Here is a 15712-nt window from a genome sequence, read left to right on the forward strand (position 1 = left end):
ACTAAGCTGTCGCGCATTTAAATTGCACGTACTCGGCGGGCGGGACGCCCAACCCCTAATCCCCACAAGAGTTTAATTGTTTTTTGACATACAATTTAAATACAGAACAGCTTACTAAGTTTCTCATCAGCAATCTTGGGTTTAGCAACGAGGTATCTACCAAGAAACTCGCTTTCTAAGCCAAAAGTGTATAAATCCTGTAAAGGATAGTCAGGGTTAATCTCCACTCTATAAGAGATTCCTGGCAACTAGATGATGCGTTCCTAATTTCCAGATGAATTTTTGATGAAGAAAGTGACTTATAAAGTATTGAGAGTTTTATCTCCCATCCATCTCTTCCTCATCTAGCACTCATTTTCTTGAGCGTTAATGTAAATAACCTCAAGTCTTGAGTACCACAAAAAGTCAGAATAATTCCCAGAGAGCAAGAACTCTCAAGCAAACATCTGGCGTGGAATTACTAACAATTTATCTGGAAATTAGACATCATGAAAGTAAAATACATTACCACGATCGCCATTGCCACCATTCTAGGTTTGGTAACAACTAATGTTAGCTACGGCAACTTCAAGGCTTCAACAAACTCAAACTCTACCACCGTCTCATCCAAGGTTGCACAATCCAATCCTTGTGCTGGTAAAGCCAATCCTTGTGCTGGTAAAGCCAATCCTTGTGCTGGTAAAGCCAATCCTTGTGCTGGTAAAGCCAATCCTTGCGCGGGTAAAGAAAATCCTTGTGCGGGCAAAGCCAATCCTTGCGCGGGTAAAGAAAATCCTTGTGCGGGTAAAGCCAATCCTTGTGCGGGCAAAAGCAGCACAGCAACCGTTCATCCTCAATTCTACACGGAAAAAGGTATGGCTCTTGATGGTCAGGATGTCGTAGCCTATTTCACCCAAAGCAAATTAGTTATGGGAGTTAGCCAATTTAAACATAATTGGGGTGGAACAACTTGGATGTTTGCTAGTGCAGCAAACCGTGATATGTTTGCTAAAAATCCTGAAAAGTATGCTCCTCAATACGGTGGATATTGTGCCCAGGGTACCAGTGAAGGGCATCTTGTTGTGAGCCAGCCTGACGCCTGGAAAATCGTTAATGGGAAGCTTTATCTCAACTACGATAAAACAGTACAAGCACAGTGGATGGGGGATATCCCTGGTCACATTGCTTCAGCCAACAAAAATTGGCCTGCTATTCTGAATAACAAAGAACTGTTCCGCTAAGCTGAAAGTGATGCGGAAAATTAGTCGTTAACCGCCACGGACGTTACCTCCAGCATTTTTCATTTCTATGGGGTACAAAAAGGTCATTGTAATTGCGTTATTGCGTAATTTAAAAGCTGTACCTCACACAATTGACAACTGCTATATTTTCTGAGCGAGCAAAATATTCGGTGACTTACCCTTCATAAAGCGTGTTGGTAGTCAGGACTTCAGTTTTATCTATGTTAATGAACAATTATTATTAGTCCTGACTACCAACTTCATGTGGTTAGATCACCGGATATGATATTATGTATCACAAAAACCGGGTTGATGAAGCCAACCCTCCTCAACAAAAAGGTGCTGTATGGAATTTAAAGATTTTCTGGCTTTGCTGCATCCTATTTTAGCTGTAGCGATTGTTTTTCCTATGCTTGGTGTTGTTCTCAATATGGCGTGGCAAACTATGCAGCGTCGGAAGCAAATTGCGATCGACACCAAGAGCAAAATTCCACCTGTAGTCGGTCAAGAACACGTCAAAGCAGGTCGAATTCTGTCAGGTTCTGTGGTAGGAGTGACGTTGTTGGGTCTAGCCTACCCGATTTTTGAGCATATTTTGAGCAAGGATGTTTGGAGCAAAAACTCGTTTCAGGTCATTTTCATTGTGCTGATGTTTGTTGCAACTGTCGCCTCTTTGGTCATGCTATATCGAGCTACACCCGCTTTATGGCGCGGCATATTTGCGACCCTAACAGGTACGGGTTTGGTGATTCTTGGCACTCAAGATGGCGTTTATCGGCGAACCAATGAATGGTATTGGTCTCACTACTATATTGGCATCACCGCTGCGTTACTTATGGTTTTCTCCCTTGCCATCATTGAAGACATTTACAAAGACCGCTCAAATCGCTGGCGCACTATCCATGTGATCTTGAACTCGATCGCTGTGCTGCTCTTTCTGGGACAGGGAATGACCGGAACCAGGGATCTATTAGAAATTCCTTTGAACTGGCAGAAACCCTATATTTATAGCTGTGATTTCGCCAATAAGACCTGCCCAAAGCCGTGAGCGATCGCATTACTTCGATATTCAAGTCTAAAATTAGTATAAATTAGAGCAATAAACCCGGTTTCTGAATGTAATGAAGTCCTGGTAATCACTGGAATGAGAAGGAGAAACCGAGTTTATGATGCCCGGATTGCGTCCGTCATCATCAGTCAAAAATCTTAATCATTGCGAGTCAAACCCTGAAGGCTAACTTGCAAAATCGACAAACCCAAAATTAGCAAAAACAAAACCAGCCCGATCGTACAAGCGTAGCCAATTTCTAAATCCTTAAAAGCCCGTTCGTAAAGATAATAAACAACAGTCTTAGAACTATTGCGAGGGCCGCCCTGAGTCATAATATAAACTTCTTCAAAAACCTTAGTAGCAGAAATCGCCGAAATTACCGCTACCAAAACTAGATAAGGCTTCATCAGTGGCACAGTAATATCCCAGTGCTTTCCCAAACCATCAGAACCATCAATAGCAGCCGCCTCATAAAGTTCTGCCGGAATAGCTTGCAGCCCTGCCAAATAAATCACCATGTAATAGCCCAATCCTTTCCAGATAGTAACCGCCATGACGCTAAAGATTGCTAACTTCGGATTAGCCAGCCAAGAAACAGGAGGTAAACCCAACAATTCCCCCAACTGATTCAGCAGTCCAGTCTCAGCAAACAGCCACTTCCAAGCAATCCCAGCGACAACCATGGAAATCACCGCCGGCGTGTAGTATGCGGCTCGAAACCAGTTCATCCCCTTAAGTTTCTGGTTGCACAAAATCGCCATTCCCAACGGTAGAACAACCAATACAGGCACAACGCAGGTGAGATACAGCAGCGTATTCGTCAAAGTTTGCCAAAATGTGCGATCGCCCCACAACCTCTCAAAATTCTTCAACCCCACCCACTGCGGCATTTGAGTCAAATCATATTCGTAGTTGGTAAAACTCAAATAAAAAGCTTGCACCGCCGGCCACAAAACAGTCAAACTCAAAATAAATAAAGCCGGCAGCAAAAACAAATAAGGCGTCAAATAGCGTCGGGAAAAAGTCACAGACATAAATTAATTATTAGTTATTAGTTATTGGTTATTAGTTATTACTCGTTAACAGGCTCTGCCTGGTAACGCAGATCCGGAGGCTCTGCCTCCAATTTTCCTACTAACAAGCGAGGCAGAGCCTCTGGACATTGGTTCCCAGGCTCAGCCTGGGAACCAGTTATTTCTTAGTCTGCGGAGGCAGACTTCGTTTGTGTAGACGCGGTTTCAACCGCCGAGTAATCAAGGGGTAACAAACTAATCAGCCCCTACAAACAATTGTTATTTAACTCCCGCAAACAAAGCCTGCCAGTCTCCGGGAGAACTGCCATTTTCCCCCTCTTTCACCTCAAAAGTAACGTTGCAAGCTTGAGGCTGTTCCAAGGCTTGCACGCACAATTCTGCAATATCTTCCCGACTGACTTTGCCCCTAATATTGTCTCCTTGCTCAAATATTAAAGCTTTGCCTCCCGGTTCTTCAGTCAAAGCGCATGGTCTGACCACAGTATAAGGTATGCCGCTCGATCGCACACAATCTTCCCCTTTCAACTTCCAAGTCAAAATCCCCCCCAACATATCATTCATCCTGACGGCAGGCGGTTCTTCTTCCAAGTTAATTCCCGGGCGGCCAGGGCGGGTAACTCCTGCCGAACTCACCATCACAAATCGCGGCAAAGTCTGTCCCCCATCAGCTTTAATAGATTCTAACTCCAGTTGAAAAATACCCGGTGTAAATTTCGGGTTGAGCGCGCCATCATATTCAAACTTGCTCAACATTAACTGAAAAGAAAAAATACTGCTGGCATCAAATTTAGAGCCATCTTTGACAGTTTTGGCGCGGAATACTGGAATTAATTCATCAAAAGGAACAGTGACAGTAATCCAGATATTGTAAACAGTATCAAACGAATAGCAATAGCCAATTCCATCCCATTTAGATTCGCTGCGAACAATCAATTTGTAGCGCTTGCCGTCCCCTTTGACACGTAGTTGGAGGCCGCTAAATCCTGCGAGATTAAGCGGAGGATCAAAGTTGCGGGTACGCACCGAAGCAAAGCCGCCCGAGTTGGCGGTAGAAACATTGCCTGTGAAGATAGCTGTATTGTCTGTAAGTACGATCGAACTTTCGCTAGTGCCACCCATCACGATGTCGTCGAGTGCTCCCCAAGTTTCTTTTAAATCTTGGCTGGGTTTTGTGAAGTCAAAAATTGTTTTTTCGCCTGCTTTAATTAGCTGGCGGCGAACAGCTTGCACTAAATTATTGAGGCCTTTGTATTCGACTATTTCGGGAACATCCACAACTTCCGGCATATAAAATTTGATGCCTTGATAATATTTTTCCCGCGTTGGGGTGTCTCCTTCTATCGGTTGAACTTTAGTGCCGGTACAGCAGATAACTGCTTCTATGCCATCGGTTACTAGCGGTGTTAGGGTCTCTGGGAGAGTGATATCTCCTTCGACTAATTCGACATTTTTGCCGAGAATTTCTGTTGCTCTTTTAGCATCTCTGACGAGGCACCGTACTTTATATCCCCGCTGTTGCAGCCGCTGGACAACTCGCTTCCCGACGCCGCCGGTAGCACCGGCTACCAGTATCAGTTTGGGTTGGTCTTTTTTAGTTTTGCTGCTGCTTCCAAAGAGTTGTTGCAGCCAGCTAATGCTGCCAATGAAGGGAATGACGCCGAAATAAGCCAAGGTTTTGAGAAACCGGCCGGCATCCCATTGGGCGGTTTTTTTTTCAGTCATACTAGCTTCCTCTGAATTGGCTCAAATCTACTTAGCTGCTTTTGTATTTTAATCGAATTTTCGATTTTTGAATTTGGTCGATTTCCTAGCCTACCCTTCGGGATAGCTTCGCTAGCGCGGACTTTTTTTCACTTGACAATGGGTGTGGGATGAGTTTGATTCAAGGGAATCTCAATAATCAACTCGGTTCCCTCTCCGGGGGCTGAAAAGCAAGTCAATTTGCCACCGTGTTGTTCTACCACAATTTCATGGCTAATCGCCAAACCTATCCCCGCACCTTTCCCCACCGGTTTTGTGGTAAAAAACGGCTCAAAAATTTTCTGGTGAACTTTTTCTTCCATGCCCCAACCGTTGTCCTCGATCCGAACTGCTACGGCTTTTTCTCCCGGACAAATTTCAGACACAATCCGAATTTGTCCGTACTTAACTGGCTGTTCTTTGTCCCCGCCGTGGGACGATAAATTATTGTTGACAAAAGCATCTTCGAGAGCATCAATTGCATTTGCCAGTACATTCATAAATACTTGGTTGATTTGAACTGCGTAACACTCAACCAAAGGCAGAGAGCCATATTCTTTGATGAGATGAATTGCGGGGCGATCGGGCTTCGGTTTGAGTCTGTTGCTCAAAATCAACAAAGCGCTGTCCAATCCGTCGTGAATGTCAACTGGTTTAATCTCTGCTTCGTCAATTCTAGAGAAGTTTCGTAGGGACTGAACTATCTCGCGGATGCGGTTAGCTCCTACTTTCATTGAACCCAGCAACTTCGGTAAGTCTTCAACTATAAACTCTAATTCTGCTATTTCTATTTGTGCTTGAATTTCTGGCGAAGGCGACGGATAGTGCTGGTCGTAAAGCTGCAATAAATTGATCATTTTTTGACTGTATTCATTAGCATAGCTAAGATTGCCGTAGATGAAGTTAATCGGGTTAGTGACTTCATAAGCAACCGCCGACACTAACTGTCCCAAACTTGACATTCTTTCGCTTTGCACCAATTGAGTTTGCGCCCGCTTCAGCTCGGACATCGCTGTTTTTAAATTAGCAGTTTTTTCCCGTTCTCTGGCGACTGATGCTTCTAGTGCTGTATTTAATTTTTCGAGTTTATCGACTTGACACAGCACTATATTAATCATTGCTTTTTTCAGTTCCAATGCAGCGTCTATTTCGCATTGTTTCCAAGGCAACGATTTGTACCTCACATTTTCTTTCCACAGCTCGAAGGATTTCCTAGGAGATAGTCGAGGGTTGCCATCTTCATCGGTTTCAACTGGTTTGTTGGGGTTTCCGGCCCAATTTACGGTCTTAATTACTTCCGGGCGAAACCATAAAATGTATATTTTCTGAGTCGGGGATATTGCTATGGCCAAACACCCGCTGGCTGTGTCTTTAAATTCCTCAGCTTCTGGATAGCATTTGGTGAGCGAGTCTGTATAAAAAATTTCTTTATTTAAATGCTCTTGCACCCAATTAGTTAAGTATTTGAGCGCTTCTCCTTGAGGTGTTTGCCCTACTTGATAGCAATTGTCTCCAAATACTATGGCGGCTCCCTGGGCGTTGACTGCTTCTAGCAAATTATGCTGACATTTAACTAACACTTGTGACAAGTTTTCGGACGTAGATATGTCTTCAAAAATCTTGGTTTGAATGGATTTTAAGTGTAGTTTGTAGTCGTAGTCTTCGTTTCCTTCTTTTGATTGCAGTTCTAAGGACATTACTTGCCCGATAAATTCGCAGGCGGCGCGCAATTCATAGTTGAGGTATTTTGGTGTATAATTGTGGCAAGCAATCAATCCCCACAGTTTTTTATCTTTGATTAATGAGATTGACATCGAAGCTGCAACGCCCATATTTTGCAGGTATTCTATGTGAATGGGAGAAACGCTTCTCAATACGCTGAAACTCAGGTTTCGGGGCTGGGTGGTAACAGCATTTTTTCCTGAAATAAGGGGGACGGGTTGATAATTAATATCTGGGATTAACCTCAGCCAATTTAACGTATACAGTTGTCTGGCTTGTTTGGGGATATCTGAACTGGGGTAGTTTAATCCTAAGAAAGCACTCAGCATTTCTGCTTTGTCTTCAGCGATCACAGCGCCGTTGCCTTCGTGGTCAAATTGATAGACCATCACTCTATCAAAACCAGCTATTTTTCTGACTTCTTCTACCGTTATTTGAGATAATTTTTGGAGATTGGGGGCGCTTTGAATTTTGCTGATAGTGGCTCTCACTGAATGATAAAAACTAAAAACAGAAAGATTTTCGGGGCTGGTGGCTAATTCCAACTCGACCATCAATACTTCTTCTACTCGGTGGAGGATGCAGTCAAATTCTAAATATTTACCTTTGTTTATGACAGAGAGTTTAATGGGATTAACGGTTTTTAAGTTTTCATTACACAAACAAAGCTTGAGTTTTTTTAGTTGAACTCGATTGAAGAATAAACTCAAATTTCGACCGATCGCACTTTCTGCATCAATTCCTAACAAATCTTGCGTATTTTCGCTGACTTGCACTATTTCTAGTTCAGGTTCTCGTACAACAAGTAGCACCCCGTGTGGCTGAATGTGCCCCGATAAGTGAATGGGTTCTCTGTCGCAGTTTGTCAAGTCAACTTCTTCGAGTGCGGGAATTGTGATTTGTTGATCCATTTTCTTTGTCTTCCGCTGTAAAATTTCGAGATGGTTCTATTGATTTGAGATTTGAGAGCAAATTGGCTTTTTCATAAAAATCTCATATTGTTCGATCGCATAACGGCTCGATCCCTTGATGGACGCTGAGAATCCATCATGAGAGAATCAGCGAATCAAAAATGATTGAGTCGAAAATCAGCCTGCCGTATTTGTTGCTGTGACACCAGCCTCAGCCTTCTAGAAAATTTACCGAATTGGCTCTTCTATACTATCGCTCCCCGATGTTAATTATCATAGCAATTGTTGCCATTCTTCAAGTAGTTTTAATGAATCTCCACAAAGTTAAATATTTGTGGTAAAATTTTGCCTGCTGGAAAAGGGGGAGAGAAATGCGTCTCCAGAGCGGCCTACTTACTGAAATATTAAGTTAAGGTAAGGGTGACAAGATCTGAAAGTCAAGTCACGCTAAGCTCTTTAAGTATACCCAACAGGCCCGACAATTAGACTGATGATCGACTTCAATACAGTTACTGAATTTTCTCATACCTACTGCATAGCTATCTGTGCCTTTTTAGTTCCGGCAAATTTGCTGACTACTTTGCAGACAGTGATTTTGACAGGACTAAACCGACCTCGAATACAAATTTGGGCGTCTGTGGTTGTCGCCAGCCTTTGGGCTACAGCAATGATATTTCACGTTTTTAGCTGGTTCGCGATCGGGGTAGTAATGCCTCCGACATACATCTTGCTAGTTATGGCAATCACTTGTCTGACAATCAATGTCTGGGCTATCGCCCATCCTGCAAGCATGATGCAATTAATTCGAGTTGCGGTATCAGTTGTTAGGGGAGGTTTCAGAAGGAAGAAGGATTTAGTTGTCTAAGAGACAAAGATCTAGTTATCTAGCAACTCAAAAATAATTTGGCAGGGTGTAATGTGAAAAATTTCAGGGAAAATATTGGTTTCAGAAGAGTTTTTCGGGAGACAAAGCGTGCTTCCGAGGGCTGAGTTTTCAGCGCTTATTCCGGTTCGCGATCGCGACAATCTTCGGTTTCCGGGCCGCGGGGATGGATCGTGCAATTGAGCAGGTAGCCGCCATCGCTTCTGCCGTAATAGTAGCGGCATCCGATGCAAATTGCGGGAGGTTCGATCGCACTTTGGTAAACCGGATAATCCGCATTCGCCAGCAGCGAAAAGTCGCGCTGCGTCTGAACATTCCCGATAATAGCGCCGGAGAGTTCGACACCTTGGCGGATGTTTTCGATCCTGGTGTAAGGCGGCAGGTAAATGTCAATACAAAGGCGTAGGCCCTGACTATCCTGATCGTGGCGGGTAATAGTGCCTCCGAGCAAACCGACGCGCGAAGTAATAGCCGAGGAAAATTCGCTCAGGGAGGTGCAGTAACCGGAGAAAACGTGAATATGTTCGTCCGTAGTAGCTCTCACAGTCAGGCGAGTGGGAATTCGCAATCTCAGGTAAGCGTCGAGTTCGTCAAACACCGGTTCGGCGAGGGAGAGCATTTGGTTTGCGTCTCCGTGGTTGAGCCCAAAACCCTTAGAAACCTTGGACACGAGGGCTACTAAAATATCAAAAACTTCGGTTAAGAGCGATTGTAGCCTGCTATCAATGGCGATCGGACATTCTCTGAGCAGCTTTAAATAATCCTCCAACCGATGAGCCATGCGCTGAATGCTGCTAAATCCGAGCATAGCTGCTCCCCCTTTAATCGAGTGCGAAGCTCGGATGAGCTGGTGTATTCTTTGGGGATCGGGCACGGTGTTTTGCAAACCTTGCAAGCCTTGTTCGATAATTTGGATCTGTTCTGTGGCTTCTTCGATAAAGTAGCCGATGATCCGCTGTAGTTGTTCTGGCAGCATAATTTTATTCTCCGAAAGGCACCCGAGTATTATTAGTCATTAGTCAGACCTTTGATAGTTTTGAATCGATATTTCACTGATCAGTTATTGGGGTTTTTAAGCCCTAATTTGTTTTATTCTGACTCACGGCAACGGTAGTGGCAATGTTGAAAAATGTTAACTCTTAACTGTTGACAGTAATTTTTTTTGCTCCGACGGTAGCGATTGCTACCCCCAACAGCAGCACCGCAGCACCTGCGAGTACCGCCGGCGCCGGCACTTCCCCAAACAGCAAATAAGCCAACCAACTCGCCCCAACCGGTTCAAACAAGATCGCAAGAGTTACCAGAGTTGGGAAAATCTGCACTACGGCCCAGTTCAAAATGGTGTGGCCGACTAACTGAGGCAAAGCGGCCGTTAACAAAATATAAAAATATACAATGTCGGGGTAATTAGTATAAGTAGTGCCGAAGGCGAAGGGGAGAGGCAGCAGGACGATCGCAGCAACAGTATAGGCGATCGCGATATAGCCACCAATTCCCAGTCCCCGCCGCTGAGCTTCCCGGCCCATCAGCAAATACAAGCTGACAGCCCAGGAACCAGCCATAGCAGGAAATCGCGCAGCAGTTGGCTGCTGCCAGCATGGGCTGCGCCCGCACTTCCAAGGGCGATCGCCATTCCCCCAGTCAGGGCTATAGTAATGCCAGCGATCGACATTTTGCTGAGTTTTTCGCCGAACCAGAAGCGCGACAAAAGCGCTACCCAGACAGGATTAGTGGTGACAAGGGCAGTCGAGGCGGCGATCGAAGTATAAGAAAGTGAGGTAATCCAGAGGGCAAAATGCAGGGCGAGACACAAACCCGCAGCAGCAGCATAACGCCGAACTCCCGGTTGCAGGGCGTTCCACTGAATTTTCCGCCAAGCCGGAAGCAGAATTAAAGCAGATAAAGTCAGGCGAGAGGCCGCGAGTACCAGACTGAAACCGAAGCCACCCGCCCCTGCTGAAAAGTTAGCCAGCCGAATTAAGATTGAGGAAGTTGAGATCGCGAACGGACTTACCAACGTAGTCTTAGACAAAAAATGAAACGGACTGCTATGGATAATAATTATATGATTCAGGTTCTCAGTTCGGCTTTTCTTGACAAGACTTTAGATTCTTCTCATCCCTTGTGTCAAGCCTAATTGAGATGCTCTTACCCTGACTTACAAACGTAGTCTTCGACAAAAAATGAAACGGGCAGCTATGGATAATGATTATCTGATTCAAATTATCAGTTCTTGTTTTCTTGACAAGATCTTAGATTCTTCGGATTCCTTTTGTCAAGCATGATTGAGACGCTCTTACCCTGTGTATATTGGCAAAAGAGATCAAGCTGGCGCTCAAGGATTATGGGATTCTTGTGCGACCTGTTCCAGAGTCAATGTGCCGTAAGTTATACAGACTTTTGGAGCGCCTATGGAACAGTTTTTTCTCAAAAAAGACACAAGGCAGTAGGAAAGGAGACTGGTCTGACAAACTATATAGAAAGATTTAATAATACGATGAGACAAAGAATATCTAGATTGGTGAGAAAAACTCTTTCATTCTCCAAAAAACTCTCTAATCATATTGGGGGTATTTGGTATTTTATTCATGAGTATAACGCCAGTTTATCTATCAATTAAAACCCTTGATTTTCCTTGCTATGCAGGACTACCCCACAATTAATAAAATTATGGATTGTGGAACGGGCATCTTGCCCGTTCTTAAAAATAGTCAACAAATTCTATTTACTCTGATCTGTTCTCTGCCGCAAAATAAATTCCGCTACCGCCAAATCAACGGGCGTTGTGACTTTCAAATTCGTCTCTTCCCCCTCCACAATTTGCACTGGTAAACCGCATTTTTCAAACAAAGCCGCATCGTCTGTCACTTCCCAACCTTTTTGTCGCCCTGCTTCGTGACACTGCTTTAACAATTTCACTTCAAATCCTTGGGGAGTCTGGGCTGCCCACAAATTGCGTCTGTCTGGGGTGTCTCGCACGATCCGGCGCTCATCTACGACCTTAATCGTATCCTTGACCGGGACGGCGACAATCAAGCCTGGACAGGTCAAGAGGGCCTCTGCAGATCGATCGAACAATTCAGCAGTTGCCAAACACCTCGCGCCGTCGTGAATCAACACTCGATCGCCCGACGGAGGCAAAGCCTGCAAACCGTTGTAAACTGACTCTTGCCTGGTGGCGCCTCCTTTAATCAGTTCCACGGGCTTAACCAAAGATAAATCGCTCAGAATGGCTTTAAAATCAGGAAAATCGTCTGGCTGGCCCATGATGCCAATCCAGCTAATGTGCTGCGAAGCTTCAGCAGCAGCCAAAGTCCAACTCAGCAATGGTTTTCCCAGCAAAGTCAGCAGCAGTTTGTTCCGCTGACTCCCCATCCGTCGCCCCGAACCCGCCGCAGGAATTAATAAGTGCATTTACTAACCGTTTTTAACCCAACTAGATATATATAATAAGAGCGTCCTGTACTTTTGAGTCAGTTGTTTAGCTGTCAGCCAGTAGCTTTTAAGGTCTAGAAATACTATAAGCTGATAGTTGAGAGCCGATCTCTGAGAGCTACCTCGATCAATAATAGCCCGATCGTTTATGATGCGAATACTAGCACTTGTCCCTGGCGGGATTGGCGACCAAATTTTATTTTTCCCCACTCTTGATGACCTCAAGCAGTCTTATCCCGACGCGCAAATTGATGTCATCGTGGAACCGAGGGCAAAGGGTGCTTACCGAGTCTGCAAGTCTGTTAAAGAAGTCTTGACGTACAATTTCAAAGACCGCAACGCGATGGCGGATTGGGGCAATTTGCTGGGCGTAATTCGCGATCGCGAATACGAAGCAGTTATTTCCCTAGGCCAGCGGTGGACTGTAGGGCTGCTGCTGTGGCTGACCGGCATTCCGCAGAGAGTTGGCTATTCGGGAACCAACGGTGCTCGATTTCTCACTGCTGCTGTACCGCTGAAAACTGAACAGTACGCCGCTTCAATGTACCATGATTTGCTGCAAGGATTTAACATTACAAATCCTTGTCCGCCAGTGGCAATTAATGTACCAAAACAGGACATTCAGTGGGCGGAAGCCGAACAGCAGCGGTTGGGCGTAAAAGAAAGCGGCTACATTCTAATTCACGGCGGTTCCAGTCAATTAGCTGTGTCTAAAGGTATTGACAAAATTTACCCTACAGACAACTGGAAGCAAATCATCGAAGACTGTCAGCAGCGGCAGCCTAATTTGCCTGTTGTTGTTGTGAAAGGCCCAGAAGATGCAGAGTTCGTGACAAAGTTAGTCGAGTTATGTCCGAATGTAAAAGTTATCTCGCCGGATGATGTCGGCAAGTTGGCGGCGACAATTGCTGCTGCTAATTTGATGATATGTACTGACAGTGCGCCGATGCACTTAGCTGTGGCGGTTCAAACTTATACAATAGCTTTGTTTGGCCCGACTGAACCGGCGAAATTGTTGCCAAAGAGCGATCGATTTTTGGGCATTAAATCTCCTACTGGCAAAATGGCAGACATCTCTCCTCAAGAGGTTTTAAAGAAGGTTTGGGGCGGCTAAGAACTAGGATATCTTAGCTGGTTCCCAGGCTGTGCCTGGGAACCCATATCTAGAGGCTCTGCCTCGCTTATCGGGACTTCACATGAGGCGAAGCCTGGGGACGAGGAATCATTTTCCGTAATTCCTCTTTCGCTCTTCGTTTTTCAACAAGCTCCATCATCTCCTGTAATTCCTTCTTATTTTGGTTTGCAAACCGAGTGGCGGCAACAGTTGTTACTCCTCCTGCAGCAGTAGTGATAGCACCTTCCCGAACTTGATTAACATAAACAAGTCCCACACCTACGAAAGCAAGAATTGCCGATGTACCGATGACGGTAAGGGCGACATTGTAGCTTTGGCGAACTTGTCGCAGCAATTCTTCCAGTATTTCTTCTGCAATGTCGCTATAATCTTCATCAGGTTGCGAGTTGCCGAATAAGTTAAAATTCATTTGACTGACCTCTCTTGTTTATCAATAATTGCTTTTGTGTTCTGATAAAATCATTGCATCACTTTAATTGAGTGAAGTTGACCAGAGGTATAAACTTAGGTCTATTAGAGGTCGGTCTAATCAAAGTATAGTCAAGGTATAATTAAACTATGGATTGGCAAAAATTTCTTCAAGGCGAATCTGGGATACATGAGTTATCTCCAGAACAAACAGAAACATTATTATCAGCACTCTTCTCTCCTGAAAAAGCACCGCTAAATCAGGTAAAGCTTTCAGCGGATTTAAGCATCGAAGAACCTACTGTAAAACAGCGGCTGGGAGAGATTTACAAGAAATTTTCAGCGAGTTTTCCTGAACTTTCTGACAAACAAGGTGCAGGGAAGTTAAAGATTCTGCATACTAAATTAAAACAGAAGTATTATCAAACGTCACAATCAGTCGTTGTCCCCAAAGTTTCTAACTCATCTCCCTACGCTGAAGAATTTACATCGTTAATAGAAGAAAAAATTCGGACATTTTGTGGTCGCAAATTTGTTTTTGATACTTTTAAGCAATTTATCACCGAAAATCCTCACGGTTATTTTACAATCATCGGGGATGCGGGAATGGGCAAAAGTTCGATCGTTGCCAAATACGTCTCCGAACATAAATCTCCCTGCTATTTCAACATTCTCGTCGAAGGCCGCAACAGACCAGAATTGTTTTTGAAGAGCATTCGTCGGCAATTAATTGACCGCTATCAATTGCCAAATTCTGAAGACGCCGATTTACCAACTTTACTGGCAAACGTGGCAGAAAAACTCACTTTGGGCGAACGTTTGGTAATTGCGATTGATGCACTGGATGAAGTCGAACAAGAAGCGGGAGAAAATCTTTTACATTTACCGACTACTCTGCCAGATCGGGTTTATTTCTTGCTGACGAGGCGACCCTATAACCTCGGCAAAAAGCGGCTTTCCGTATCTCCTGGAGTTTTGGTAACAGATTTAGATTTAAGAGATGAAAAGTATGCTAATTATAATCAAGATGATATCAAAGAATATATTGGTTTTGTTATAAATACCGATTCTGAGTATAATAATGGGCTGAGGAACTGGATTCAAAGTCGCAGCATTGCCGATACAGCTTTTGTCGAACAATTGGCAAACAAAAGCGAAAATAATTTTATGTATTTGCGCTATGTTTTGCCAGCAATTGCTAAGGGCGATTACAATGACTTAAGTTTAAAGCAATTGCCAGACGGCCTGCAAGAGTATTATCAAAACCACTGGATGCGGATGGGGCTGGAAGCTAAGCCCGGGCAATTGATGGAGATTGTCTTGTATATTTTGTTAGAGATTGGCACGCCGATTCCCTGCGAGATGATTGCTGGAATTGCTAAGGAAGATGAATGCGACGTAGAAGCGGTTTTAGATGAGTGGGTCGAGTATTTGAAAAAGCAGAACGTAGACGGAGACATCTGCTACACCATCTATCATGCTAGTTTCTTTGACTTTCTGAAAAGCAAACGGGAGATGCATTCAAAGCGGAAGCTCTTTCGGGAAGTAAATCAACGGATTACTGAGTATTTAGAAAAGAGGATGGCGTGAGATGGGAGAATTTGCTGACAAGTTAGCAGCCGAAAAACTTTACTATCAACGTGCTTATCTGGGCAGCTTACTGCCAAATTATGTCAAGTCTGGAAATTTAGGAAAATATTATCAAACCCTGACAGATTTCAACTTCCTGATGGCAAAAATTCAGCATCCTGAGTTTGGACTGCAGGCACTGATTGATGATTTCAATTTGGTTGACGATTCAGAAGCATTAACTCACCCAGAGTACAACTCAGAAAAAGTTAAAGCCCTGAACTTGATTCAAGCGGCACTGTGGAAGTCAGCGGATATTTTGACTCTAGATAAGACGCAACTCGCAGAGCAATTGTTAGGGCGCTTGCTGTACTTTAACATTCCGGCAATTCAGGGAATGGCAGAGGTAGCTAAGCAGTGGAAAGCAGCACCTTGGTTGCGTCCTTTGACCTCTTGTTTAACTCCCCCCGGCCGGGGACTGCTGCGGACTCTCAAAGGTCACAGCAGTTCGGTATATGCAGTAGTCTTCACTGCGGATGGCAAGCGGGCGATTTCTGGTTCATATGATAACACCCTCAAAGTCTGGGATTTAACAACTGGAGAG

The 15712-nt window shown here is 44.3% G+C and carries 14 protein-coding genes and 1 pseudogene; 7 read left to right on the plus strand and 8 right to left on the minus strand.

Going from position 1 to position 15712, the window contains the following annotated elements:
- Positions 1-488: 488 nt before the first annotated feature.
- Positions 489-1220, plus strand: a complete 732-nt coding sequence (locus QUA43_RS28695) for a YHS domain-containing (seleno)protein (RefSeq protein WP_333378927.1) — start codon at positions 489-491, stop codon at positions 1218-1220.
- Between the two features lie 346 nt (positions 1221-1566).
- Positions 1567-2268, plus strand: coding sequence for a DUF4079 domain-containing protein (locus QUA43_RS28700; protein WP_333378929.1), 702 nt, complete (start codon positions 1567-1569; stop codon positions 2266-2268).
- 158 nt (positions 2269-2426) lie between these two features.
- Here QUA43_RS28700 and QUA43_RS28705 read toward each other — a convergent pair whose 3' ends face one another.
- The 3 genes from QUA43_RS28705 to QUA43_RS28715 all read right to left on the minus strand — a co-directional run bounded on the left by QUA43_RS28705 (position 2427) and on the right by QUA43_RS28715 (position 7678).
- Positions 2427-3305 (minus strand): sugar ABC transporter permease, encoded by an 879-nt coding sequence (locus tag QUA43_RS28705; protein ID WP_333378931.1) that lies wholly within the window; start codon positions 3303-3305, stop codon positions 2427-2429.
- Between the two features lie 258 nt (positions 3306-3563).
- A complete protein-coding gene (locus tag QUA43_RS28710) occupies positions 3564-5027 on the minus strand; it encodes a CIA30 family protein (RefSeq protein ID WP_333378933.1) in 1464 nt (487 codons plus the stop codon).
- Positions 5028-5155: 128 nt separating this feature from the next.
- Positions 5156-7678, minus strand: a complete 2523-nt coding sequence (locus tag QUA43_RS28715) for an ATP-binding protein (RefSeq protein ID WP_333378935.1) — start codon at positions 7676-7678, stop codon at positions 5156-5158.
- A 490-nt stretch (positions 7679-8168) separates the two neighbouring features.
- On the opposite strand from QUA43_RS28715, the gene QUA43_RS28720 reads away from it, so the two are divergent.
- The gene (locus QUA43_RS28720) at positions 8169-8543 is read left to right on the plus strand and encodes a hypothetical protein (protein ID WP_333378937.1); all 375 of its coding nucleotides are present in this window, start codon (positions 8169-8171) and stop codon (positions 8541-8543) included.
- A gap of 136 nt (positions 8544-8679) precedes the next feature.
- Here QUA43_RS28720 and QUA43_RS28725 read toward each other — a convergent pair whose 3' ends face one another.
- The 3 genes from QUA43_RS28725 to QUA43_RS28735 all read right to left on the minus strand — a co-directional run bounded on the left by QUA43_RS28725 (position 8680) and on the right by QUA43_RS28735 (position 10593).
- Complete coding sequence (locus tag QUA43_RS28725; RefSeq protein WP_333378939.1) at positions 8680-9537, minus strand: Hpt domain-containing protein; 858 nt, start codon at positions 9535-9537, stop codon at positions 8680-8682.
- Between the two features lie 163 nt (positions 9538-9700).
- Positions 9701-10123: a DMT family transporter gene (locus QUA43_RS28730; protein ID WP_333378941.1), complete on the minus strand. Its 423-nt coding sequence runs from the start codon at positions 10121-10123 to the stop codon at positions 9701-9703.
- Positions 10087-10593, minus strand: a complete 507-nt coding sequence (locus QUA43_RS28735) for an EamA family transporter (protein ID WP_333378942.1) — start codon at positions 10591-10593, stop codon at positions 10087-10089. The genes QUA43_RS28730 and QUA43_RS28735 overlap by 37 nt, the downstream gene beginning before the upstream one ends.
- 298 nt (positions 10594-10891) lie before the next feature.
- Here QUA43_RS28735 and QUA43_RS28740 point away from each other — a divergent pair.
- A pseudogene (locus tag QUA43_RS28740) lies at positions 10892-11181 on the plus strand (IS1 family transposase); the annotation flags it as partial.
- Positions 11182-11282: 101 nt separating this feature from the next.
- Here QUA43_RS28740 and ispD read toward each other — a convergent pair.
- Complete coding sequence (gene ispD, locus QUA43_RS28745; protein ID WP_333378944.1) at positions 11283-11975, minus strand: 2-C-methyl-D-erythritol 4-phosphate cytidylyltransferase; 693 nt, start codon at positions 11973-11975, stop codon at positions 11283-11285.
- 172 nt (positions 11976-12147) lie between these two features.
- Between ispD and QUA43_RS28750 the strand changes: the two genes are divergently transcribed.
- On the plus strand, positions 12148-13110 hold the full coding sequence (locus QUA43_RS28750; RefSeq protein WP_333378952.1) for a glycosyltransferase family 9 protein: 963 nt from the start codon (positions 12148-12150) through the stop codon (positions 13108-13110).
- Between the two features lie 67 nt (positions 13111-13177).
- Here the strand turns inward: QUA43_RS28750 and QUA43_RS28755 are convergent, their stop codons facing one another.
- Positions 13178-13540, minus strand: a complete 363-nt coding sequence (locus QUA43_RS28755) for a TRADD-N-associated membrane domain-containing protein (RefSeq protein WP_333378946.1) — start codon at positions 13538-13540, stop codon at positions 13178-13180.
- Positions 13541-13689: 149 nt separating this feature from the next.
- On the opposite strand from QUA43_RS28755, the gene QUA43_RS28760 reads away from it, so the two are divergent.
- Both QUA43_RS28760 and QUA43_RS28765 read left to right on the plus strand, forming a co-directional pair.
- Positions 13690-15129 carry an ATP-binding protein gene (locus QUA43_RS28760; protein ID WP_333378948.1) on the plus strand — a complete coding sequence of 480 codons (1440 nt, stop codon included), beginning with the start codon at positions 13690-13692 and terminating at the stop codon, positions 15127-15129.
- Between the two features lies 1 nt (position 15130).
- On the plus strand, positions 15131-15712 hold a 582-nt coding region (locus QUA43_RS28765; protein WP_445302010.1), incomplete at its 3' end, for a WD40 repeat domain-containing protein.

Origin of the sequence: Microcoleus sp. N9_B4 (assembly GCF_036701635.1) — a bacterium.
Taxonomy (GTDB): Bacteria; Cyanobacteriota; Cyanobacteriia; order Cyanobacteriales; family Microcoleaceae; genus Microcoleus.